18 protein-coding genes are annotated in these 15,077 nt (G+C 70.5%); 7 read left to right on the forward strand and 11 right to left on the reverse strand.

Annotated features, from left to right (window positions below):
• Position 1 precedes the first annotated feature (1 nt).
• Positions 2–967, reverse strand: a complete 966-nt coding sequence (locus tag ACFQ11_RS16825) for an AurF N-oxygenase family protein (RefSeq protein ID WP_378299493.1) — start codon at positions 965–967, stop codon at positions 2–4.
• 130 nt (positions 968–1,097) lie between these two features.
• On the opposite strand from ACFQ11_RS16825, the gene ACFQ11_RS16830 reads away from it, so the two are divergent.
• Positions 1,098–1,721 (forward strand): TetR/AcrR family transcriptional regulator, encoded by a 624-nt coding sequence (locus ACFQ11_RS16830; RefSeq protein WP_378299495.1) that lies wholly within the window; start codon positions 1,098–1,100, stop codon positions 1,719–1,721.
• Here the strand turns inward: ACFQ11_RS16830 and ACFQ11_RS16835 are convergent.
• The 10 genes from ACFQ11_RS16835 to ACFQ11_RS16880 all read right to left on the reverse strand — a co-directional run bounded on the left by ACFQ11_RS16835 (position 1,690) and on the right by ACFQ11_RS16880 (position 8,671).
• Positions 1,690–2,697, reverse strand: coding sequence for a TRM11 family SAM-dependent methyltransferase (locus tag ACFQ11_RS16835; RefSeq protein ID WP_378299497.1), 1,008 nt, complete (start codon positions 2,695–2,697; stop codon positions 1,690–1,692). The genes ACFQ11_RS16830 and ACFQ11_RS16835 overlap by 32 nt on opposite strands.
• Positions 2,698–2,954: 257 nt before the next feature.
• On the reverse strand, positions 2,955–3,596 hold the full coding sequence (locus ACFQ11_RS16840) for a response regulator (RefSeq protein WP_378299499.1): 642 nt from the start codon (positions 3,594–3,596) through the stop codon (positions 2,955–2,957).
• Positions 3,593–4,564, reverse strand: a complete 972-nt coding sequence (locus ACFQ11_RS16845; protein ID WP_378299502.1) for a HAMP domain-containing sensor histidine kinase — start codon at positions 4,562–4,564, stop codon at positions 3,593–3,595. Before ACFQ11_RS16845 ends, ACFQ11_RS16840 begins: the two co-directional genes overlap by 4 nt.
• Positions 4,565–4,662: 98 nt before the next feature.
• Positions 4,663–4,989 (reverse strand): TraR/DksA family transcriptional regulator, encoded by a 327-nt coding sequence (locus tag ACFQ11_RS16850; RefSeq protein WP_378299504.1) that lies wholly within the window; start codon positions 4,987–4,989, stop codon positions 4,663–4,665.
• 101 nt (positions 4,990–5,090) lie between these two features.
• Positions 5,091–5,858, reverse strand: coding sequence for a PaaI family thioesterase (locus ACFQ11_RS16855; RefSeq protein WP_378299506.1), 768 nt, complete (start codon positions 5,856–5,858; stop codon positions 5,091–5,093).
• A 199-nt stretch (positions 5,859–6,057) separates the two neighbouring features.
• Positions 6,058–6,549 carry a hypothetical protein gene (locus tag ACFQ11_RS16860; RefSeq protein ID WP_378299508.1) on the reverse strand — a complete coding sequence of 164 codons (492 nt, stop codon included), beginning with the start codon at positions 6,547–6,549 and terminating at the stop codon, positions 6,058–6,060.
• Between the two features lie 127 nt (positions 6,550–6,676).
• The gene (locus tag ACFQ11_RS16865) at positions 6,677–7,267 is read right to left on the reverse strand and encodes a DinB family protein (RefSeq protein WP_378299510.1); all 591 of its coding nucleotides are present in this window, start codon (positions 7,265–7,267) and stop codon (positions 6,677–6,679) included.
• A 50-nt stretch (positions 7,268–7,317) separates the two neighbouring features.
• Positions 7,318–7,869 (reverse strand): hypothetical protein, encoded by a 552-nt coding sequence (locus ACFQ11_RS16870; protein WP_378299512.1) that lies wholly within the window; start codon positions 7,867–7,869, stop codon positions 7,318–7,320.
• Between the two features lie 4 nt (positions 7,870–7,873).
• Positions 7,874–8,059: a hypothetical protein gene (locus ACFQ11_RS16875; protein ID WP_378299514.1), complete on the reverse strand. Its 186-nt coding sequence runs from the start codon at positions 8,057–8,059 to the stop codon at positions 7,874–7,876.
• 180 nt (positions 8,060–8,239) lie between these two features.
• Positions 8,240–8,671: a hypothetical protein gene (locus ACFQ11_RS16880; RefSeq protein ID WP_378299516.1), complete on the reverse strand. Its 432-nt coding sequence runs from the start codon at positions 8,669–8,671 to the stop codon at positions 8,240–8,242.
• A gap of 837 nt (positions 8,672–9,508) precedes the next feature.
• Between ACFQ11_RS16880 and ACFQ11_RS16885 the strand changes: the two genes are divergently transcribed.
• From ACFQ11_RS16885 to ACFQ11_RS16910, 6 genes are all read left to right on the forward strand, one after another.
• Complete coding sequence (locus ACFQ11_RS16885; protein ID WP_378299518.1) at positions 9,509–10,954, forward strand: tyrosine-type recombinase/integrase; 1,446 nt, start codon at positions 9,509–9,511, stop codon at positions 10,952–10,954.
• Between the two features lie 45 nt (positions 10,955–10,999).
• Positions 11,000–11,206 (forward strand): hypothetical protein, encoded by a 207-nt coding sequence (locus tag ACFQ11_RS16890; RefSeq protein ID WP_378299520.1) that lies wholly within the window; start codon positions 11,000–11,002, stop codon positions 11,204–11,206.
• Between the two features lie 218 nt (positions 11,207–11,424).
• The gene (locus tag ACFQ11_RS16895; RefSeq protein ID WP_378299522.1) at positions 11,425–11,751 is read left to right on the forward strand and encodes a hypothetical protein; all 327 of its coding nucleotides are present in this window, start codon (positions 11,425–11,427) and stop codon (positions 11,749–11,751) included.
• 44 nt (positions 11,752–11,795) lie between these two features.
• On the forward strand, positions 11,796–12,224 hold the full coding sequence (locus tag ACFQ11_RS16900; RefSeq protein WP_378299524.1) for a PIN domain-containing protein: 429 nt from the start codon (positions 11,796–11,798) through the stop codon (positions 12,222–12,224).
• 598 nt (positions 12,225–12,822) lie between these two features.
• Complete coding sequence (locus tag ACFQ11_RS16905; protein WP_378299563.1) at positions 12,823–13,398, forward strand: Uma2 family endonuclease; 576 nt, start codon at positions 12,823–12,825, stop codon at positions 13,396–13,398.
• Between the two features lie 680 nt (positions 13,399–14,078).
• Positions 14,079–15,077 (forward strand): serine/threonine-protein kinase, encoded by a 999-nt coding sequence (locus ACFQ11_RS16910; RefSeq protein ID WP_378299526.1) that lies wholly within the window; start codon positions 14,079–14,081, stop codon positions 15,075–15,077.

Genomic DNA, 15,077 nt, shown 5'->3' on the forward strand with positions numbered 1-15,077 from the left:
GCTACGCCGCCTGCTGCGCCGGGCGGTGCGGCTCGCCGCGGTACCGCGAGGCCGGGCCGTCGATGTGGCACATCCGCCACACCCGCTTCGCGACCGGGTTCATCAGGCCGAGCTGCTCGGCCAGCATCCGGACGTCGCCGAAGTAGTCGCGCAGGATCCGCTGCGAGTGCGGGCGGCTCCAGAACGCCTCCCGGATCACCTTGCGCGGGATGCCGAACTCCTTCGCCATCTCGCGGGGCGGCGCCATGATCGCGCCGGCCAGCCAGCGCATGATGAGCGGGTAGGCGATGGACGTGACCGCGCGTCCCGCCTTCGTCTGCCGGGACACGTGCTCGTGCAGGAACCGGTGCGCGAACGAGATGTGCCGCGCCTCCTCGGCGATGTGGATCTCCATCGTGCGCAGCAGCGCCGGCGGCCGGGCCGCGCCGTCGTGGATCACGCTCTTCTGGAAGTGGTCGATGGGCTCCTCGCCGGCGAGGATGCCGATGAAGAAGATGATCGGCAGGTGCGCGCCCAGGTGCCAGTACTGCGACGTGAACCGGTAGTGCCGCCGCATGCCGGGCACGTCCGCGCCCGTCCGGTTCACCATCTCCTGGAACATCTGGATGTGGTTGCACTCCTCCGTCATCTCGTGGAGGCAGTACCGGAACTCGGGCGACCCGTTCGGCAGCCGCATCGCGTACTGCATCATGCCGCGGATCAGCACGCTCTCGAACTGGAGCCCGACCTTGGTGATGTTGGCCGTCCGCCACCGCCCGATGGCGATCTTCTTCTCCTCGGGCAGCGCCTTGTACCAGGGGTGCGCGCCGAGCGGGTCGCAGTCCGGGAGGATCCAGCGCGGGTCCTCGGGGTCGACGGCGAACTCGGGGGAGTCCCAGTCGATGTCCAGGTACGGGTCGAAGCGCCGGTGGACCGATCCCTCGGACAGGGTCTGCAGCACGTCCCGGTAGTCCTGATCGATCTGCACGATCGCCTCCAGCCGAGCAACGTTTACACTTACAGGGCCGACTGTAAGCAGCGGATGACCAAGGGGTCAATACCCCGGGGCGCCTCGGGCAGAGTGATATGGGATACTTTCGCGACCCGGAAGGAAGGCCATGGTGACCCAGACGAAGAGCGCGACCAGGCGCCCGTCCCTGTCACCCGAGCAGATCCGGGCCAAGATCCTCGACGCCGCCGCCGACTGCCTCGTCGACGGCGGCTTCGCCTCCGGACGCCTCCTGTCCGCGATCGCCCGCAAGGCCGGGCTGTCCCGGCCGACCCTCTACAAGTACGGCGGCACGATCGACGACATCAAGCAGGCCCTCCTCGAACGCGAACTCGCCGCGTTCCTCGACGCGCTCGCCCCCCGCCTGCGCACCCTCACCTGGACGGTCGACAGCATCGCCGACCTGCTGATCTTCATCGTCGGCTACGCCCGCGGCCACACCCTCCTCAACGCCGCACTCCGCGACGTCCCCGAACTCGTCCTGCCCGTCTTCACCCTGCAGGCCGCGGGCCCGATCCGGCTCATCACGGAGATGGCGGAGCCGATCGTCCAGGAGCAGATCGACAACGGGAGCCTCCCGCCGGTGGACGTCCCCGTCCTCACCGACGTCCTGTTCCGCGTCACGCTGTCCACCGTCCTCATCCGCAGCGACCTGGACTTCGACGACCCCGCCACCCTCCGCAGCTACCTGCACACCGCGATCAACTTCGCCGCCGAGCTCCCGGCGTCCTGAGCTCCAGCACCGCCACGGTGACCCGGCTGCCGAACAGGCTCAGCCGCTGCGCGAACACCGGGACCAGGCCGCTCTCGACGGCCCGCACCAGCCCGTCGTCCGGAACGAGCACCACCGCGCGCCCGTCCTCGGCCAGCACCCGCGCGATCTCCCGCCACAGCCGCGCGGGCCGCTCCGCGAGCCGTCCCCGCGCCCCCACCTGCACGCCCCACGGCGGATTGCACAGCACGCGGTCGACACTGCGGTCGTCCACGGGCAGCGCCCCGGCGTCGCCCCGCCGCACCCGGACGGGCGCCCCGCCCGCGTTCCGCGCGGCGGCCCGCAGCGCCCCCGTGTCGAGGTCGAACCCCTCCAGGGACACCCCCGGCCCGGCCGCCTCGATCAGCAGCGTGCCCGCACCGCAGCACGGATCCACCACCCGATGCCCCGGCCGCACCTCCGCGAGCTGCGCCATCGCCGCCGCCACCGGCGGATGCAGCGTCCCGGGCACGCTCTCGACCTTGTACGCCCGCCGGTGCGCGGGCCGTTCGCCCACCCGGAGCAGCACCGACGCGCGCGTCCCGTCCAGCGTGACCCGCCACCCCGCGTACCCGTCCGGCGGCGCCGTCCCGTCCCGCCGCGAGTGGTACGGGACCCCGGCGCGCTCCGCGAGCACCCGCCCGACCGCGTCCTCGACGTCGAACCGGTTGAAGTTCCGGCGCCCCAGGAAGGACGCCGACACCTCGACGCCCGCGAACCCGCCGGGCCCGCCGAGCGCCGCCCGCGCCCGCGCCGCCGAGCCGAGGTCGACGTCCCGCGCCAGCCGGGCGAGCGCCCGCAGCCCGTCCCTGCGCCTGCCGACGTCCGCGCCCCGCGCGGCCACCAGGAACACGTCGTCGGCCGTGCGCAGCCGCCCCACCGTCCCCCGGAAGCCGACCTCGCGGTGACCGACCGACTCGACGCACGCGGACCCCGTCCGCAGAATCTCCGTGCTCACCACGGGCTCCAGCCCGCGAACGCACCGCGCCACCAGGCGCTCCGCCGTCACGAGACGGCGGACGCACCGGGACGCGGGCCGAATCCGAACGCACGCATGACAGCGTTCTCTCCCACGTCGCGACCCGGGACGGCGCACACCGCCGCCCCGCATCGCCGGCGCCGGGCTCACGCCGCGCCGCGCCGACGGATCGCTAACGCAGGTGGAAGAACGTCATGATCGCCACTTTACCGCCCGATCGGCCCCGCTCCCACTCGTCAGGGCTCGATGAGCCCCACGCGGATGGCGTAGCGCAGCAGCTCCAGCCGGTCCTTCATCCCGAGCTTCGCCAGGATGTTGGCGCGATGCCGCTCCACCGTCTTCACGCTGATCACGAGAATGCCCGCGATCTCCTTGGAGGAGTGCCCCTCGGCGACGAGCTTCAGCACCTCCTCCTCCCGCGGCGTCAGCACGTCGTCGGACCGTCCGTCCCGGGCCCGGTCGAGGTACGCGCGGATCAGCGTGCCGGCCGCGCCCGGATACAGGAACGGCTCGCCGCGCATCGCCGCCCGGCACGCCGCAATCAGATCCCGGTCCGCCAGCGTCTTCGGCACGTACCCGGCCGCGCCCGCCTTCAGCGCCTCGAACAGGTACTGCTCGTTGTCGTGCATGGTCAGCATGAGCACCCGCAGTTCCGGGAACGCGCGGGTCAGCTCGCGGGCCGCCTGCAGACCCGTCATCCGCGGCATCGCCACGTCCAGGACGGCCAGGTCCGCCTCGACCCCGCCGCGCAGCAGGGCGATCGCGCCCGCGCCGTCCCCGGCCTCGGCGACCACCCGCAGGTCGGGCTCGCCGTCCAGGATGAGCCGGACCCCGCGGCGCACCAAGGCGTGATCGTCCGCGAGCAGGATGCGGATCACGCCGGCCCCTCCGGAACAGGCCGGCGCGCCGGCACGAACAGCGTCACCCGGGTCCCGCCCTCCGGCCCCCCGTCCACCGTCAGGGTGCCGCCGACCAGCAGCGCCCGCTCCCGCATCCCGCGGATCCCCGCCCCCTCGGGGGCGTGGCCGATCCCCTTGCCGTCGTCCTCCACCCGCAGCAGCACCCCGCCCGGCTCGCCCGCCGGGGCCAGGCTCAGCTCGACCGACGCCGCACCCGAATGCCGCGCGACGTTCGTCAGCGACTCCTGCGCGATCCGGTACAGCACCAGCTCCACGTCGGCGCCCAGCGCGGGCAGGTCCGGATGCAGGTCCCGCTCCACGCGCAGGACGGTGTGGGCCTCGAACTGCGACACCAGTGCGGCGAGCGCGCTCGCCAGCCCCAGGTCCTCCAGCACGTCCGGACGCAGCCGGCGCGCGATCCGCCGCACCTCCTCCAGGCTGCCCCGCGTCGTCTCCTGCGCCACCCGGAGCTCCTCCCGCAGCTCCTCCGGCGCCTGACCCGTCAGCCGCTTCAGGTCCAGCAGCAACGCCGTCAGGCTCTGCCCGATCTCGTCGTGCAGCTCCCGCGCGATGCGGCGGCGCTCGTCCTCCTGCGCCAGCAGCACCCGCGCCGTGCTCGTGCCCCGCTCGTCCTCCAGCCGTCCCAGCATCCGGTTGAACGCGTCGATCAGCGTCGCCACCTCGCCGCTCCCGGTGACCGCCAGCCGCTGCCCCGGACGCAGCAGGTCCACGGTCTCCATCAACCGGATCAGCTGCTGCAGCGGGGCGAGCCCCCAGCGCAGCAGCGCCGCGTTCGCGACCAGCATCGACGTCAGCCCCGCCGTCAGCACCAGCGCCTCCGTCAGCCGGATCGGCACCGACACCGTCCACGGCCCGATCATCAGCAGCACGGTCGCCAGCGTCCCGACCAGCGTGTTCAACCAGAAGACGCGCCAAAACAGCCGCACCCGCACCCCCTCCGCTCCCATTGTCCCGCCGCGCGACCGGACGGGTGCCGTCCCCGACCCTGCGGAGGCCGAGGCGTCGGAGGGCGGCGCCGCCCGGGTCAGCGGGAGGCCCGCCCCTGGCACCGCACGCAGAACCGCGCGTACGGCAGGATCTCCAGCCGCCCCGCGGGGATCGGCTGCCCGCACCCCTCGCACCCGCCGTACGTCCCGTCGTCCACACGGCGCAGCGCCCCGTCGATCTCCGCGAGGCTCTGCCGCAGGTTCTCCAGCCGCGCGTAGTCCGCCGCCTCGACCTCCTCCAGCGGCGCCCGCTCGATCTCCTCCTCCAGCGCCACGAGCTGCGCCGCGCGCTTGCGCCGCTCGTCCTCCAGCCGCCGCCGGACCTCGCGCGTCGCCGAGCCGTCCGACACCTCGTTCGCGGTCATGAGCCGCCTCCTTCCGATGGTGAACCGAGCATGTCCATTCACCATCGGCGATCCGAACGCCCCGCGATATCGGTGCTGACACCCATTTCCGCGACGGACGGTCAGGGCCCGAACGTCCTGGCGGCGGCCATGACCGCCGCCCGGTCGCCGTTGCCCGAGTCGCGCAGGACGGCCCGGGCCGCGCCGCGCCGCAGGCTCGCCGTGGCGACGATGGGCCCGACGCGCGCCGCCTGCAGGTAGCGCAGCGCGAGCGACCCCACGATGCCGCCGGGGGCCAGCGAGAGCACCGACTCCTCCGCCGCCAGGGCCAGCAGCCCCCCGTGGACGGTGTCCGAGGAGTTGAGCCCCTCCTCGGACCGCGGCAGGCTCGCCTTCCCGGGCTCCAGCCGTGCGCAACGGGCCCGCTCGGCCAGGGGCACCGACAGCCGTCCCGCCGGTGCGGGCGCGTCGACGCTCAGCGGCTCCGGGAGCCGGACCGCCGGATCGGGCGCGACCATGAACGACGCGGCACCGAAGGCGAGGGGCTCGCCGCCGGCGGCGAACTCGACCTCGGCGACGAAGATCGACCGTCCGGCCTTGACGGTCCGGGCGATGCCGCGCACGTCCCCGGATGCGGGCGGCGGACCGTACAGGTGGACGTCGAGCTCGATGGTGACCGGCACCCGCGGCGCCATGGTGCGCGCGGCGAGCAGCCCGGTGAGGTGGTCCGTCCACGCCGCGAGGACGGACGTCCGCAGGTGCGCGGTCCCGGGCACGTGCAGGTGCGGCGTGACGGCCCCGGCGCCGTGCAGCTCCTCGCCGTGCGACCGCACCGCGAGGCCGAACTCGGCGAGGATCCGGCTCCGCCCGTCCCAGGCTGCACGCCCCATGCGCCCCTCCGCGAAATCGATGTTCTCCCTAGAGAGAATAACCTTCTCACGAGTGGGCGCTCAGCGGACGTCCGGTTCGCTCACACGCACGGCGTCCTCGGGAACATGGCCGTCAAGCACGCCCACGCCATGGGGGCCTCGGACGCCTCGTCATCGACGCCGCACTCGGCCGTCCCGACAGGCGAAACCGCGACCGCCGTCAGGTGCGGACCGCGGAAGGCGGCGGGGGCGAGACCCGGCGGGCCAGGCAGCACACGCCGAGCGCCGCCCCCAGCCCCGCGAACGCAGCGCCCCCGACGACGCCCACCCACGGAGACCAACCCTCCGTGTCGCCGACGGTGAACCCCGACACCGCCGCCACCATCGTCGCGAGCCCGTACGGCGTGAGGAGGACGGCGCCCGTCCAGCCGGGCACCAGCAGCCATCCCCGCGGCACGCGCCGCCCCCACGGCAGGACCAGCGCCGCGAGCAACGCCATCGCCGCCACCGCGCCCACCACGGTGAAGTCGAGCCCGTGCCGCTCCATCCACACGAGCGCCCCGGGAGCGCCGTTCGCCTCCATCTCGGCCGCCAGGTCGCCCGCCGGACGACCCGCCGCGCCGCCCAGCGCCCAGTACGTCTTCATCGCCGCATACGGCACCAGCGAGACGACTCCGACCAGCCCGGCCGCAGCCGATGTCCTCGTGTTCATGCCTGGAAGTCTGCCGGTGCCGGAGCCGCCGTCCTTCCCTCCGCAGACCCGGTTCCGTCCCCCGAACGGGGGAGATGGCCCAACCGGGCGCACCGACGACGTCGCCGAGCCGACACCTCGCGCGAGCTCAGTCCCGACCGGCCTCCCGCGCGACCCGCTCGAGCCGATCCCGGTAGTCCTCCCACCAGGCCTCGTCACCGGACGCCATGTTGCCGTTGTCGGCCCGCAACCCGACGGCTCCGTCGATCAGCTCACGGACGATGTCGGCGTGACCGGCGTGCCGGTCCGTCTCGGCGATCATGTGCACCAGGATCCGGTGCAGCGTCACCCCGCTCCGCTCGGCCGGCCAGTGCGGCACCCGGCCGGTCGCGTCCAGCGCCAGCGCGCCGATCGTCGCGTCGGAGTGCGCCCACGCCCGGCGGTACAACCCGACGATCTGGTCGCGGGACTCATCGGCCGCCGCCCACATGTCCGCGTTGGCCTCGGCGCCCTCGGCGAGCCACGGCAACGGCTGCCCGGACGGCCGGCCGAACGTGTCGCCGAAGTAGATCAATTCCATGCTGGCCACATGCTTGACCAGCCCCAACAGGTTGGTGCCGGTCGGCGTCACCGGGCGGCGGACGTCGTACTCCGAGAGCCCGTCCAGTTTCCACACCAGAGCGTCACGCCCGACCTGCAGATAGCGCTGAAGGTCCGCCTTGGGAACCGATTCGATCATGCGACCAGCCTCCCACCCGTCCGTTCCAGGAAGCGGAACAGCACGAGCACCTAGCGGTCGCTCTGCTGACCCCCGGGCTCGGCGGGCCACAGGGTGTGGCTGACGGGCCAGATCGCCCAGATCGCCAGGACGAGCCCGAGGCGGGCCGTCCACCCCCAGAGGGCCTCGGTGCGCCCGGCGTCGCCGACCATCGCGATCATGCCGACGAGAAGACCGCAGGCGATCGCCGTGGCGACGGCGGCCTTGCCGAACTCGCGCCACTCGTACCGGGTGCGGGCCCGGCCGCCCCGCGGCTTCCCGCGCGGCGGCGGACCGTCCGCGAACCGGTGCGCGAAGCGCTCGTCGGCCCACCGGACCATGCTGTGCCCGAACGCGATCGAGTAGCCGAGGTACGCGGCCGACAGCCCGTGGGCGAAGCCCGCCTCGGCGCCCCGGCGCAGGTCCAGGACGGTCGCGACGAGCAGCACCACGTCGATCAGCGGCACGCACAGCAGGAGCAGGCCGCCGAGGCGCCGCATGCGCAGCGGGTACCGGGCGAGCAGCCCGGCGCCGAGGACGACCCAGAAGCCGATCTCGCACGCGGCGATGATCGCGATGAGCATCGCGTCACCGGTCCCGGGACAGGACGGCGCCCGCGGCGTACACGGCCAGGCCGAGGACGCCGAGCCCGATCCCGGCGAGCGGCTGGCGGGAGTCCGTCCACTCCAGAACGTCCATCTGGTCGCCGCCGAAGAAGTGGTTGACGATCGAGAGCAGGCCCGCGATCGCGACGATGGTTCCGATGGTGCGCACTGCACGTCCCTTCCGACCGGCGCTACCCTCCGATCGTCGAACACGCGGAGGGCCGGACGCGTCGTCTGGAGTGACGTTTCGCGGGTCGTCCGAAGGATGTACGCGCCACCCTCACCAGGGTGGAAAACGGCCGTCGCGTTCAGGCACCGCGGCGGCATACCGGCTTCCGGCGCCCGGGCCTCATTCGTCCTCGTCGTCCGCCTCTGGGTCGCCGCGCAGCCGCTCGAGTTGGACCGCGAGCATGAGCAGCAGGGCCTGACCGAGCGTGAAGGCCATGGCGGCGACGAACGCCCCCACCGGCCAGGCCGCACCGGCGGGAAGGGCCAGGCCGGCCGCGACGGCCGCGCCCAACCCGAGGGCCACGGACACGATGCCGAGCGCCGTGCCGAGCAAGTCGACCTCCCGGGGCCCCGTCCCCGGGCGGCGGCGGAACCCTTCGGTGGTCACGGCCTGGAGCAGGGTGAACGCCGCGGCGGCACCCATCGCGAAGCCGAAGATGTCGACGAGCGACGGGGACCCCGCGAGCTTGTTGAGCGCCCCGAACGAGGACGTGATCATGATCGAGAACCCGAACGCCGCGCTGTTGTCGATGACAGCGGTCTTGAGACCCACGCGAGCGCTGCGCCTGGCGTCTGATCCGCCGGCGTCCTCAGATGACCTCATGACCGTCAACAGTAGTAACCTCCCCTGCTCCGAACAGGGAAGGAAGCCCCGTGGCTTCGCCATGACCCGCCGCAAGGGCTGACCCGCGCTGTCGGCGACGGCTACATGTCAGGCATTCTCCCTATGATCCCCACCATGGCGGGTTGACCGCTGCCTGATGACGAGCACGACTTCCGTGTGAACCGAAGAGCTCCTTGCCCTGCCGACGACGAACGCCGAGACGGCGGCCTGGGCGCTGGGCTGGGACGTACGCGTGCCTACGCGTTGGAGCCTCGGGCCCCTGCATGATCCGCACCGGGGTGAGCTACCGCGTGGTGACGGCTGGTCCGCGTCTGCTCGGTATCGAGCCGGGGTTGGCGAGCCGCTTGCTGACTGAAGGCCCGGTTCCCGTGTGAGGGGCAACCTTCGGTGTTGGAGCTACTTGCTCCTACGCCTTTCAATCTTCGTCACGGGGAGTCGGAGCATGATCGTGCAGGTTTGCTGATGAACCAGGATGCCGCTCTGGTGTGCTCGATCCCAGTGATAGATGAGTGATGGATGATCTTGGAGGGCCCCCAAGATGGCCCAACAGGGCTCTGACGTGGGGAAGTATGAGAGCGGGCGACGGGAATCGAACCCGCGTAGCCAGTTTGGAAGCGGCGAAATCACCTCCCCCCAAGATCGCCGCCAACCCACTAAACTGCAGGTCAGAGGCTATTTCGCATGCCATCATGTCCTCGCCGATGTCGCTCGGATTTCCATGATCCAGTGACAAATGAGTGACAGATGATCTTGCTCGGGGGGCTCATGGGTTTCACACGCAAACGCAAGGGACCGAACGGCACCCGGTACCAGGCGCTCTATGACGACGCCCGAGGTGTCCGTCAGACGGCCGGCACGTTCACCACCCGCAAGGAGGCCGACCGAGCCTGGCAACGAGCCGAGACACGCATCGCCGAGGGCAAAGCAGGCGACCCCCGCCGAGCCCGCCAGACCTTCCGCACCTACGTCGAAGAGCGCTGGTTCCCGAACCACCGCATCGAGGCATCGACCCGCCAGGACTACGCCTACGCCCTCGCCGCCCACGTCATGCCGTACTTCGGCGACATGAAGCTGCAGGACATCACCTCAGAGACCGTCCGCGACTGGATCACGCACCTCAAGAAGCAGGGCGCCTCGGCCTACAGCATCAAGTACTGCAAGACGGCGATCCTCAACGCCATCTTCACCACCGCCGTCAACGACGGCATCCTCGTCTACCACCCCAGCCGCGGCGTGAAGACCGACCCCGTCCCCGAGAAGCCGCGCCAGATCATCACCGCCGAGCAGTTCGCCCGCATCTACGAGGCACTCCCAACCCCGGACGCCAAACTCCTCGTCGAGACCGACATCGAAAGCGGCCTCCGCTGGGGCGAGCTAACAGAACTCCGAGTCAAGGACCTCGACTTCGCCACCGGCATCCTCACCGTCAGCCGCGCGGTCGTCCAACTCGTCCCCAAGTACCACCCCGAAGGCCGCCGCTTCCTGGTCAACGACTACCCCAAGGGCAAGCGCTACCGCCGCCTCAAGCTCAGCCCCCAGATCGTCGCCAAGCTCAAGGCCCACACAGAAGCGCACCACCTAACCCCAGACGACCTCTTCTTCAGCCGCCGCCCCAAGCCACCCAAGCTCGAACTCGCCGAGTCCCTCACCTTCGAGGCCTTCAACGGCCGCACCTACACCCACGGCACGATCACGGCCTACAACCTCGGCAAGTGCAAGTGCGACCACTGCCGAGCCGCCTACGCCGCCTACCGCGCCAAGCGCCGCGCCCAAGGCAAGGACAACCCCCGCAACCCCCGCCCCGACGATGACGACCCGCACATCCCCGCCTCCTGGTTCCGCAACCACTGCTGGCACCCCGCCCGAGAAGCCGCCGACCTCGGCTGGTCACCCCGCATCCACGACCTCCGCCACGCCCACGCGTCCTGGCTCCTCGCCGGAGGCGCAGACCTCCAGGTCGTCAAAGAGCGCCTCGGCCACCGCAAGATCTCCACAACCGAGCGCTACCTCCACACCCTCCCCACCGCCGACGAAACCGCTCTCGAAGCCCTCGCCAAGATCCGCACGACTCAGGGGAGCCAGGACGCACCCTCAGACCTCGAAGCACAACTCGCCGAAGCCCAAGCGAAGATCGTCCAACTCCAGGCCGTCCTCGCCGATCAGCTGGTCGCCCAGCACGCCGAATCAAGACCCAACCTGCGCTCCGTGTAGCGCTGCCCCTCAGGGAGATCCCGGACACAGAGGAGCCGATCACCGATGGTGCCCACTTCCTCGGATGACCAGGAAGGATCGGGTGGTGAGACCCTGCGGGCCCATCTGGAGTCCCGCCGCACGGAGATGCGTCAGGCCATGCTCAACAAGCTCTGCAAACTCGACGGGTCGACAACCTCCAGCGTCTCCTTCCTGACCGACATCCCAGCCGAGGACGTCGAACGACTCGGCGGCATCAGCGAGGACACCTGATCAACGCAACCGACGCGGCCGACGCGCTGACGGCAAGCGCCATCAGTTGGAAGCAGGCCCCGCCTGGTCCGCCGCTTGATCAGGGTGATCCGTAGCCTGGCGCGCGGATCCCTGCACCATGGTCACGAGCATGCCGCCGCAGGGGCCCGGGCGCTCGCATGCGAGATCTCATCCCGTCGCCGAGGGCAGTCGACTCCTACCATTGGTATGATTGAGTCGTGGATGCCAAGGAGACTCCCGTCAAGCAGCCTCTTCGTGGCGCGAAGCGCGGCAAGGCCGCGAAGGTTCACAAGCCTGCGGGCGGTCCCGGTGCGACCGAGAAGTTGTCGGCCACCATCCGCCGGGGCCGCAAGGCTGAGATCCGCGAACAGGCCCGCAAGCTGGGCCTGTCCGATTCTGCCTACGTTGATGAGGCGATCGCGGCCAAGCTCCAGCTCGACGCCCTCGCCGAGTTCGTTGACGAGTTGGAAGAGCGGCACGGACCCTTCAGCGAGGACGAGATCCAGGCCGCCCTCGCCGCTTGGCCGTCTGCGCAAGATCAGTGAGCGCCGTGCGAGGCCGTCGGGCTGCGAGGCTCGGCGGGGTTCTGGTGCTCGACAACGACGCCATCAACAAGGCCGCCACGGACCGCAACGTGGCGATCTTCTTCGCGGCTGCGTTGCGCAAGCAGGCACGCTTGATCACCTCCAGCGCCGTGCTGACGGAGATTCTGCGCGGCTCCGACCGGGACGCGAAACTGAACCATGTCCTGTCCAGTACCAGGACCGTCGTTGAGCCCGTCACCGAGGACCTTGCGCGCGCCGCCGGGAAGCTGATCGGTGACGCGGGGTTCGACTCGACGGAGGTTGTTGATGCCCTGGTCGCCGCGACGGCTCACATGTACGCCGACCGTGCGGAGGCGGCAGGGCAACAGCCCGATGTCCTGATCTTGACCGCCGACGCTACCCATCTGCCCGGGTTGGCCGGTGACCGAAAGGGAGTAAGGGTGCAGAACGTGAAGTACATTTCCTCGTCCTGAAACCCCGCCCGTCACGGCCCCACTGGACGCTGGGAGATGGCCGGGGCGGGCGCGGAAACGACCTGAACGGCGGTCGGCAGACCGGGCTACCTCGACCCCAGGGCAGCGGCGGGCGATGACCTGGTGGGGATCGTCGCCAGGTGCGAGAACACGGAGCAGGTGGTCGACAAATGCTAGCGCGAGCGGCCAATCCACCTCTGCACCCTCCCCACCGCCGACGAAACCGCCCTGGAAGCGCTCAACAAGATCCGCGCCCCCAAGGAAGCCACCCCAGACCTCGAAGCCCAACTTGAGGAAGCCCAAGCCAAGATCGCCCAACTCCAGGCCGTCCTCGCCGACCAGCTGGTCGCCCGCCACACGGACGAAAGGCCGAACCTCCGCTCCGTGTAGTGGCATCGAGCACCCTCTGTGGCCAGGACCCGCGTCCAGTCCCTGGCAGACGGCAACGGCGGCTCCGTGCCACAAGCACGAGGCGACCTTCAAGGTCAGGGTCCAGCGATGGCGCGGAGCCGCTCACAGCATCGGGGAGGCGTGCCGAATGTACTCTGACTAAGGACGCGTCCCCACTCGACCGGAGGCACCAGGAGCCATGCCAGCGATGACTCTCCCATTGCCCTCCGGCGACACCTGGACTCGGGCAGACTACGAGGCGCTACCCGAAGACCTCCCAGTACATGTGAGCCTCATCCACGGAGAACTTGTCGTGAGTCCACGGCCCCGCCCGATCCATCAGCGCATCGCGCGGCGTCTGGCGACCCGTCTCGAAGACGCGGCCCCTGACTCCTGGCAGGTCGACACGGACGTGGACGTGCTCTTGGACGACGACGAGACGGAGCCGGTTGAGATCGCCCCCGACATCGTCGTCTACTCCGCCGAACACGACCCGTACGAACGGCCCATTTACGCAGAGTCGGTCACCCTCGTCGCCGAGGTGGTGTCACTGTCGACCAAGCGCAAGGACCGGCGGATGCCATCGGCCCTGTACGCGGGCGCCGGGATCCGGCATCACTGGCGAGTGGAAACCGACCGGACCGCACCGGCCTCCGCGATCTACACCTATGAGTTGGACGACGCCACCGGCGAGTATGTAGCGACCGGCGTCCACCACGACCGCATCACCGCAACATTGCCCTTCGCCCTCGCCATCGACCTCAATGCCGTCTGCGAACGCTGACCTCACTTGAATCGGCACCCGTCATGTGATCTTGAACGGGGGCGACGGTGCGTCGTTGGCGCTCGCCGCCTCCACTCCCCATGAGGCTCGTCCACAGGTGAACCCGGGCGTGCGCGTCGTCAGCGGCTTGAGGGTGACGTCGTCAAGGTCATGCCCCATGAGGTGTCCGCCCGGCGCTGTTGCCCTGCTCGGAAATGACTGCGGAACTTCGTGACGTCTGACCTACGGCGACTTCCAGCGTGGCGAGAATCTGGACGTGGATGACGTCGCGATCGATACCGCACGAGACAGCGTCCTGGTTCGTGACCTGCCGGGGAGAGTGCGGTCGGCGCCCTGCAAGGCCGGACGGTGATGCCCCCGTCGCAACCCACTCTGCGGCGGGTTTGCCTTGTTCCGGTGAGAAGGGTGGACGGGCTTGCCAACGGGTGCGGAGGTTCAGCCGTCTAGCGGTAGAGGCGGCGTCGGGCACAGAGGTCTGGGGATGACCTCTTCCGGCCGTGTGTATTGAGTTAACATGCAATCTAATGTATAAATCGAAACACGCCGGACTTGGCGGGCGCGAGGATGCCGGGTGATCTCGGTGGTGTCCGCCGATCATGTCGGGTCGCGGGCTAATCTGCTCGGGCGATGGCGGCGTACGCGGTGAGCAGCGAAGACGGGGCGGGGTGAGCGTGGAGGCGTTGGACCGGTCTGATCCTCAGCGGATCGGCGGCCGCATCACGCTGCGCGGGCGGCTCGGCTTCGGTGGCATGGGACGCGTCTACTACGGCGTCACCGACGGCCACGAGCAAGTCGCAGTGAAGGTGATCCGGGCGGAACTCATCGACCGGGACGAAGTTCGAGAGCGTTTCGCTCGCGAAACGGAGGCCCTCCGCAACGTCCAGGGCGCGCACATCGCGTCCCTGGTCGACGCCTCCGACACGGGCGACGAAAAGCCGTGGCTGGCGATGGAGTTCGTCCGCGGCCTCACACTCAAAGAGTTCGTGAGCGAGCGAGGCCCGCTGGGCGTTGAGCAGGCGGCGGCCCTCGGCGTCCTGCTGGCGGACGCGCTGCGCGATGTCCACGAGGCCGGGCTGCTGCACCGCGACTTGAAGCCCGCCAACGTCATCCTCGGACGGGACGGCCCCATGGTGATCGACCTTGGCCTGGTCGCGTTCGCCGAGGGGCCCACGGACCTGACGACGTCGACGGCGACGCTCGGCACGCCGGCGTGCATGGCACCGGAGCAGGCCCTCACCCCCAAGCAGATCACCGCCGCGGCGGACGTCCACTCGCTCGGCGCGACGCTCCTCTACACGCTGACCGGCCACTACCCGTACAAGGCCGACACCATGGTGGCCCTGATGGCGAAGATCATCTCTGCGGACGCGCCACCCGACGTCACCGGGCTGCCGGACGCGTTCGCCGGCCCGGTCGCCGCGATGCTGGCGCACGATCCGCAGAGCAGGCCGACCGTGGCGGAGGCCAGGGCGCGGCTCGAAGCAATCTGCGGCCCGCTACCGGCGGCGATCAGGGCGCTGACCCTGGCAACCTATGTGGAACGCGAGTCCGATCCCGAGGACGTCGCGCCGCCCCCGCGCCGACCCGTCGACCTGTCGCAGGTCGCGCCGCCGGGTTCGGTCGTGGCACGCCTCGCCGACCGCCTCCGCACCGCCTACGCCGTGACCGCCCCGTTCTGA

Source organism: Actinomadura sediminis (assembly GCF_042675525.1).
Lineage (GTDB): Bacteria > Actinomycetota > Actinomycetes > Streptosporangiales > Streptosporangiaceae > Spirillospora > Spirillospora sediminis.

Excerpts from the sequence above, each read along its gene's own strand:
- ACFQ11_RS16905 (WP_378299563.1), top strand. The coding sequence starts at position 12,823 with ATGACTCTCCCATTGCCCTCCGGCGACACCTGGACTCGGGCAGACTAC.
- ACFQ11_RS16865 (WP_378299510.1), bottom strand. The coding sequence starts at position 7,267 with ATGATCGAATCGGTTCCCAAGGCGGACCTTCAGCGCTATCTGCAGGTC.
- ACFQ11_RS16870 (WP_378299512.1), bottom strand. The coding sequence starts at position 7,869 with ATGCTCATCGCGATCATCGCCGCGTGCGAGATCGGCTTCTGGGTCGTC.
- ACFQ11_RS16860 (WP_378299508.1), bottom strand. The coding sequence starts at position 6,549 with ATGAACACGAGGACATCGGCTGCGGCCGGGCTGGTCGGAGTCGTCTCG.
- ACFQ11_RS16885 (WP_378299518.1), top strand. The coding sequence starts at position 9,509 with ATGGGTTTCACACGCAAACGCAAGGGACCGAACGGCACCCGGTACCAG.
- ACFQ11_RS16855 (WP_378299506.1), bottom strand. The coding sequence starts at position 5,858 with ATGGGGCGTGCAGCCTGGGACGGGCGGAGCCGGATCCTCGCCGAGTTC.
- ACFQ11_RS16850 (WP_378299504.1), bottom strand. The coding sequence starts at position 4,989 with ATGACCGCGAACGAGGTGTCGGACGGCTCGGCGACGCGCGAGGTCCGG.
- ACFQ11_RS16890 (WP_378299520.1), top strand. The coding sequence starts at position 11,000 with ATGGTGCCCACTTCCTCGGATGACCAGGAAGGATCGGGTGGTGAGACC.
- ACFQ11_RS16830 (WP_378299495.1), top strand. The coding sequence starts at position 1,098 with ATGGTGACCCAGACGAAGAGCGCGACCAGGCGCCCGTCCCTGTCACCC.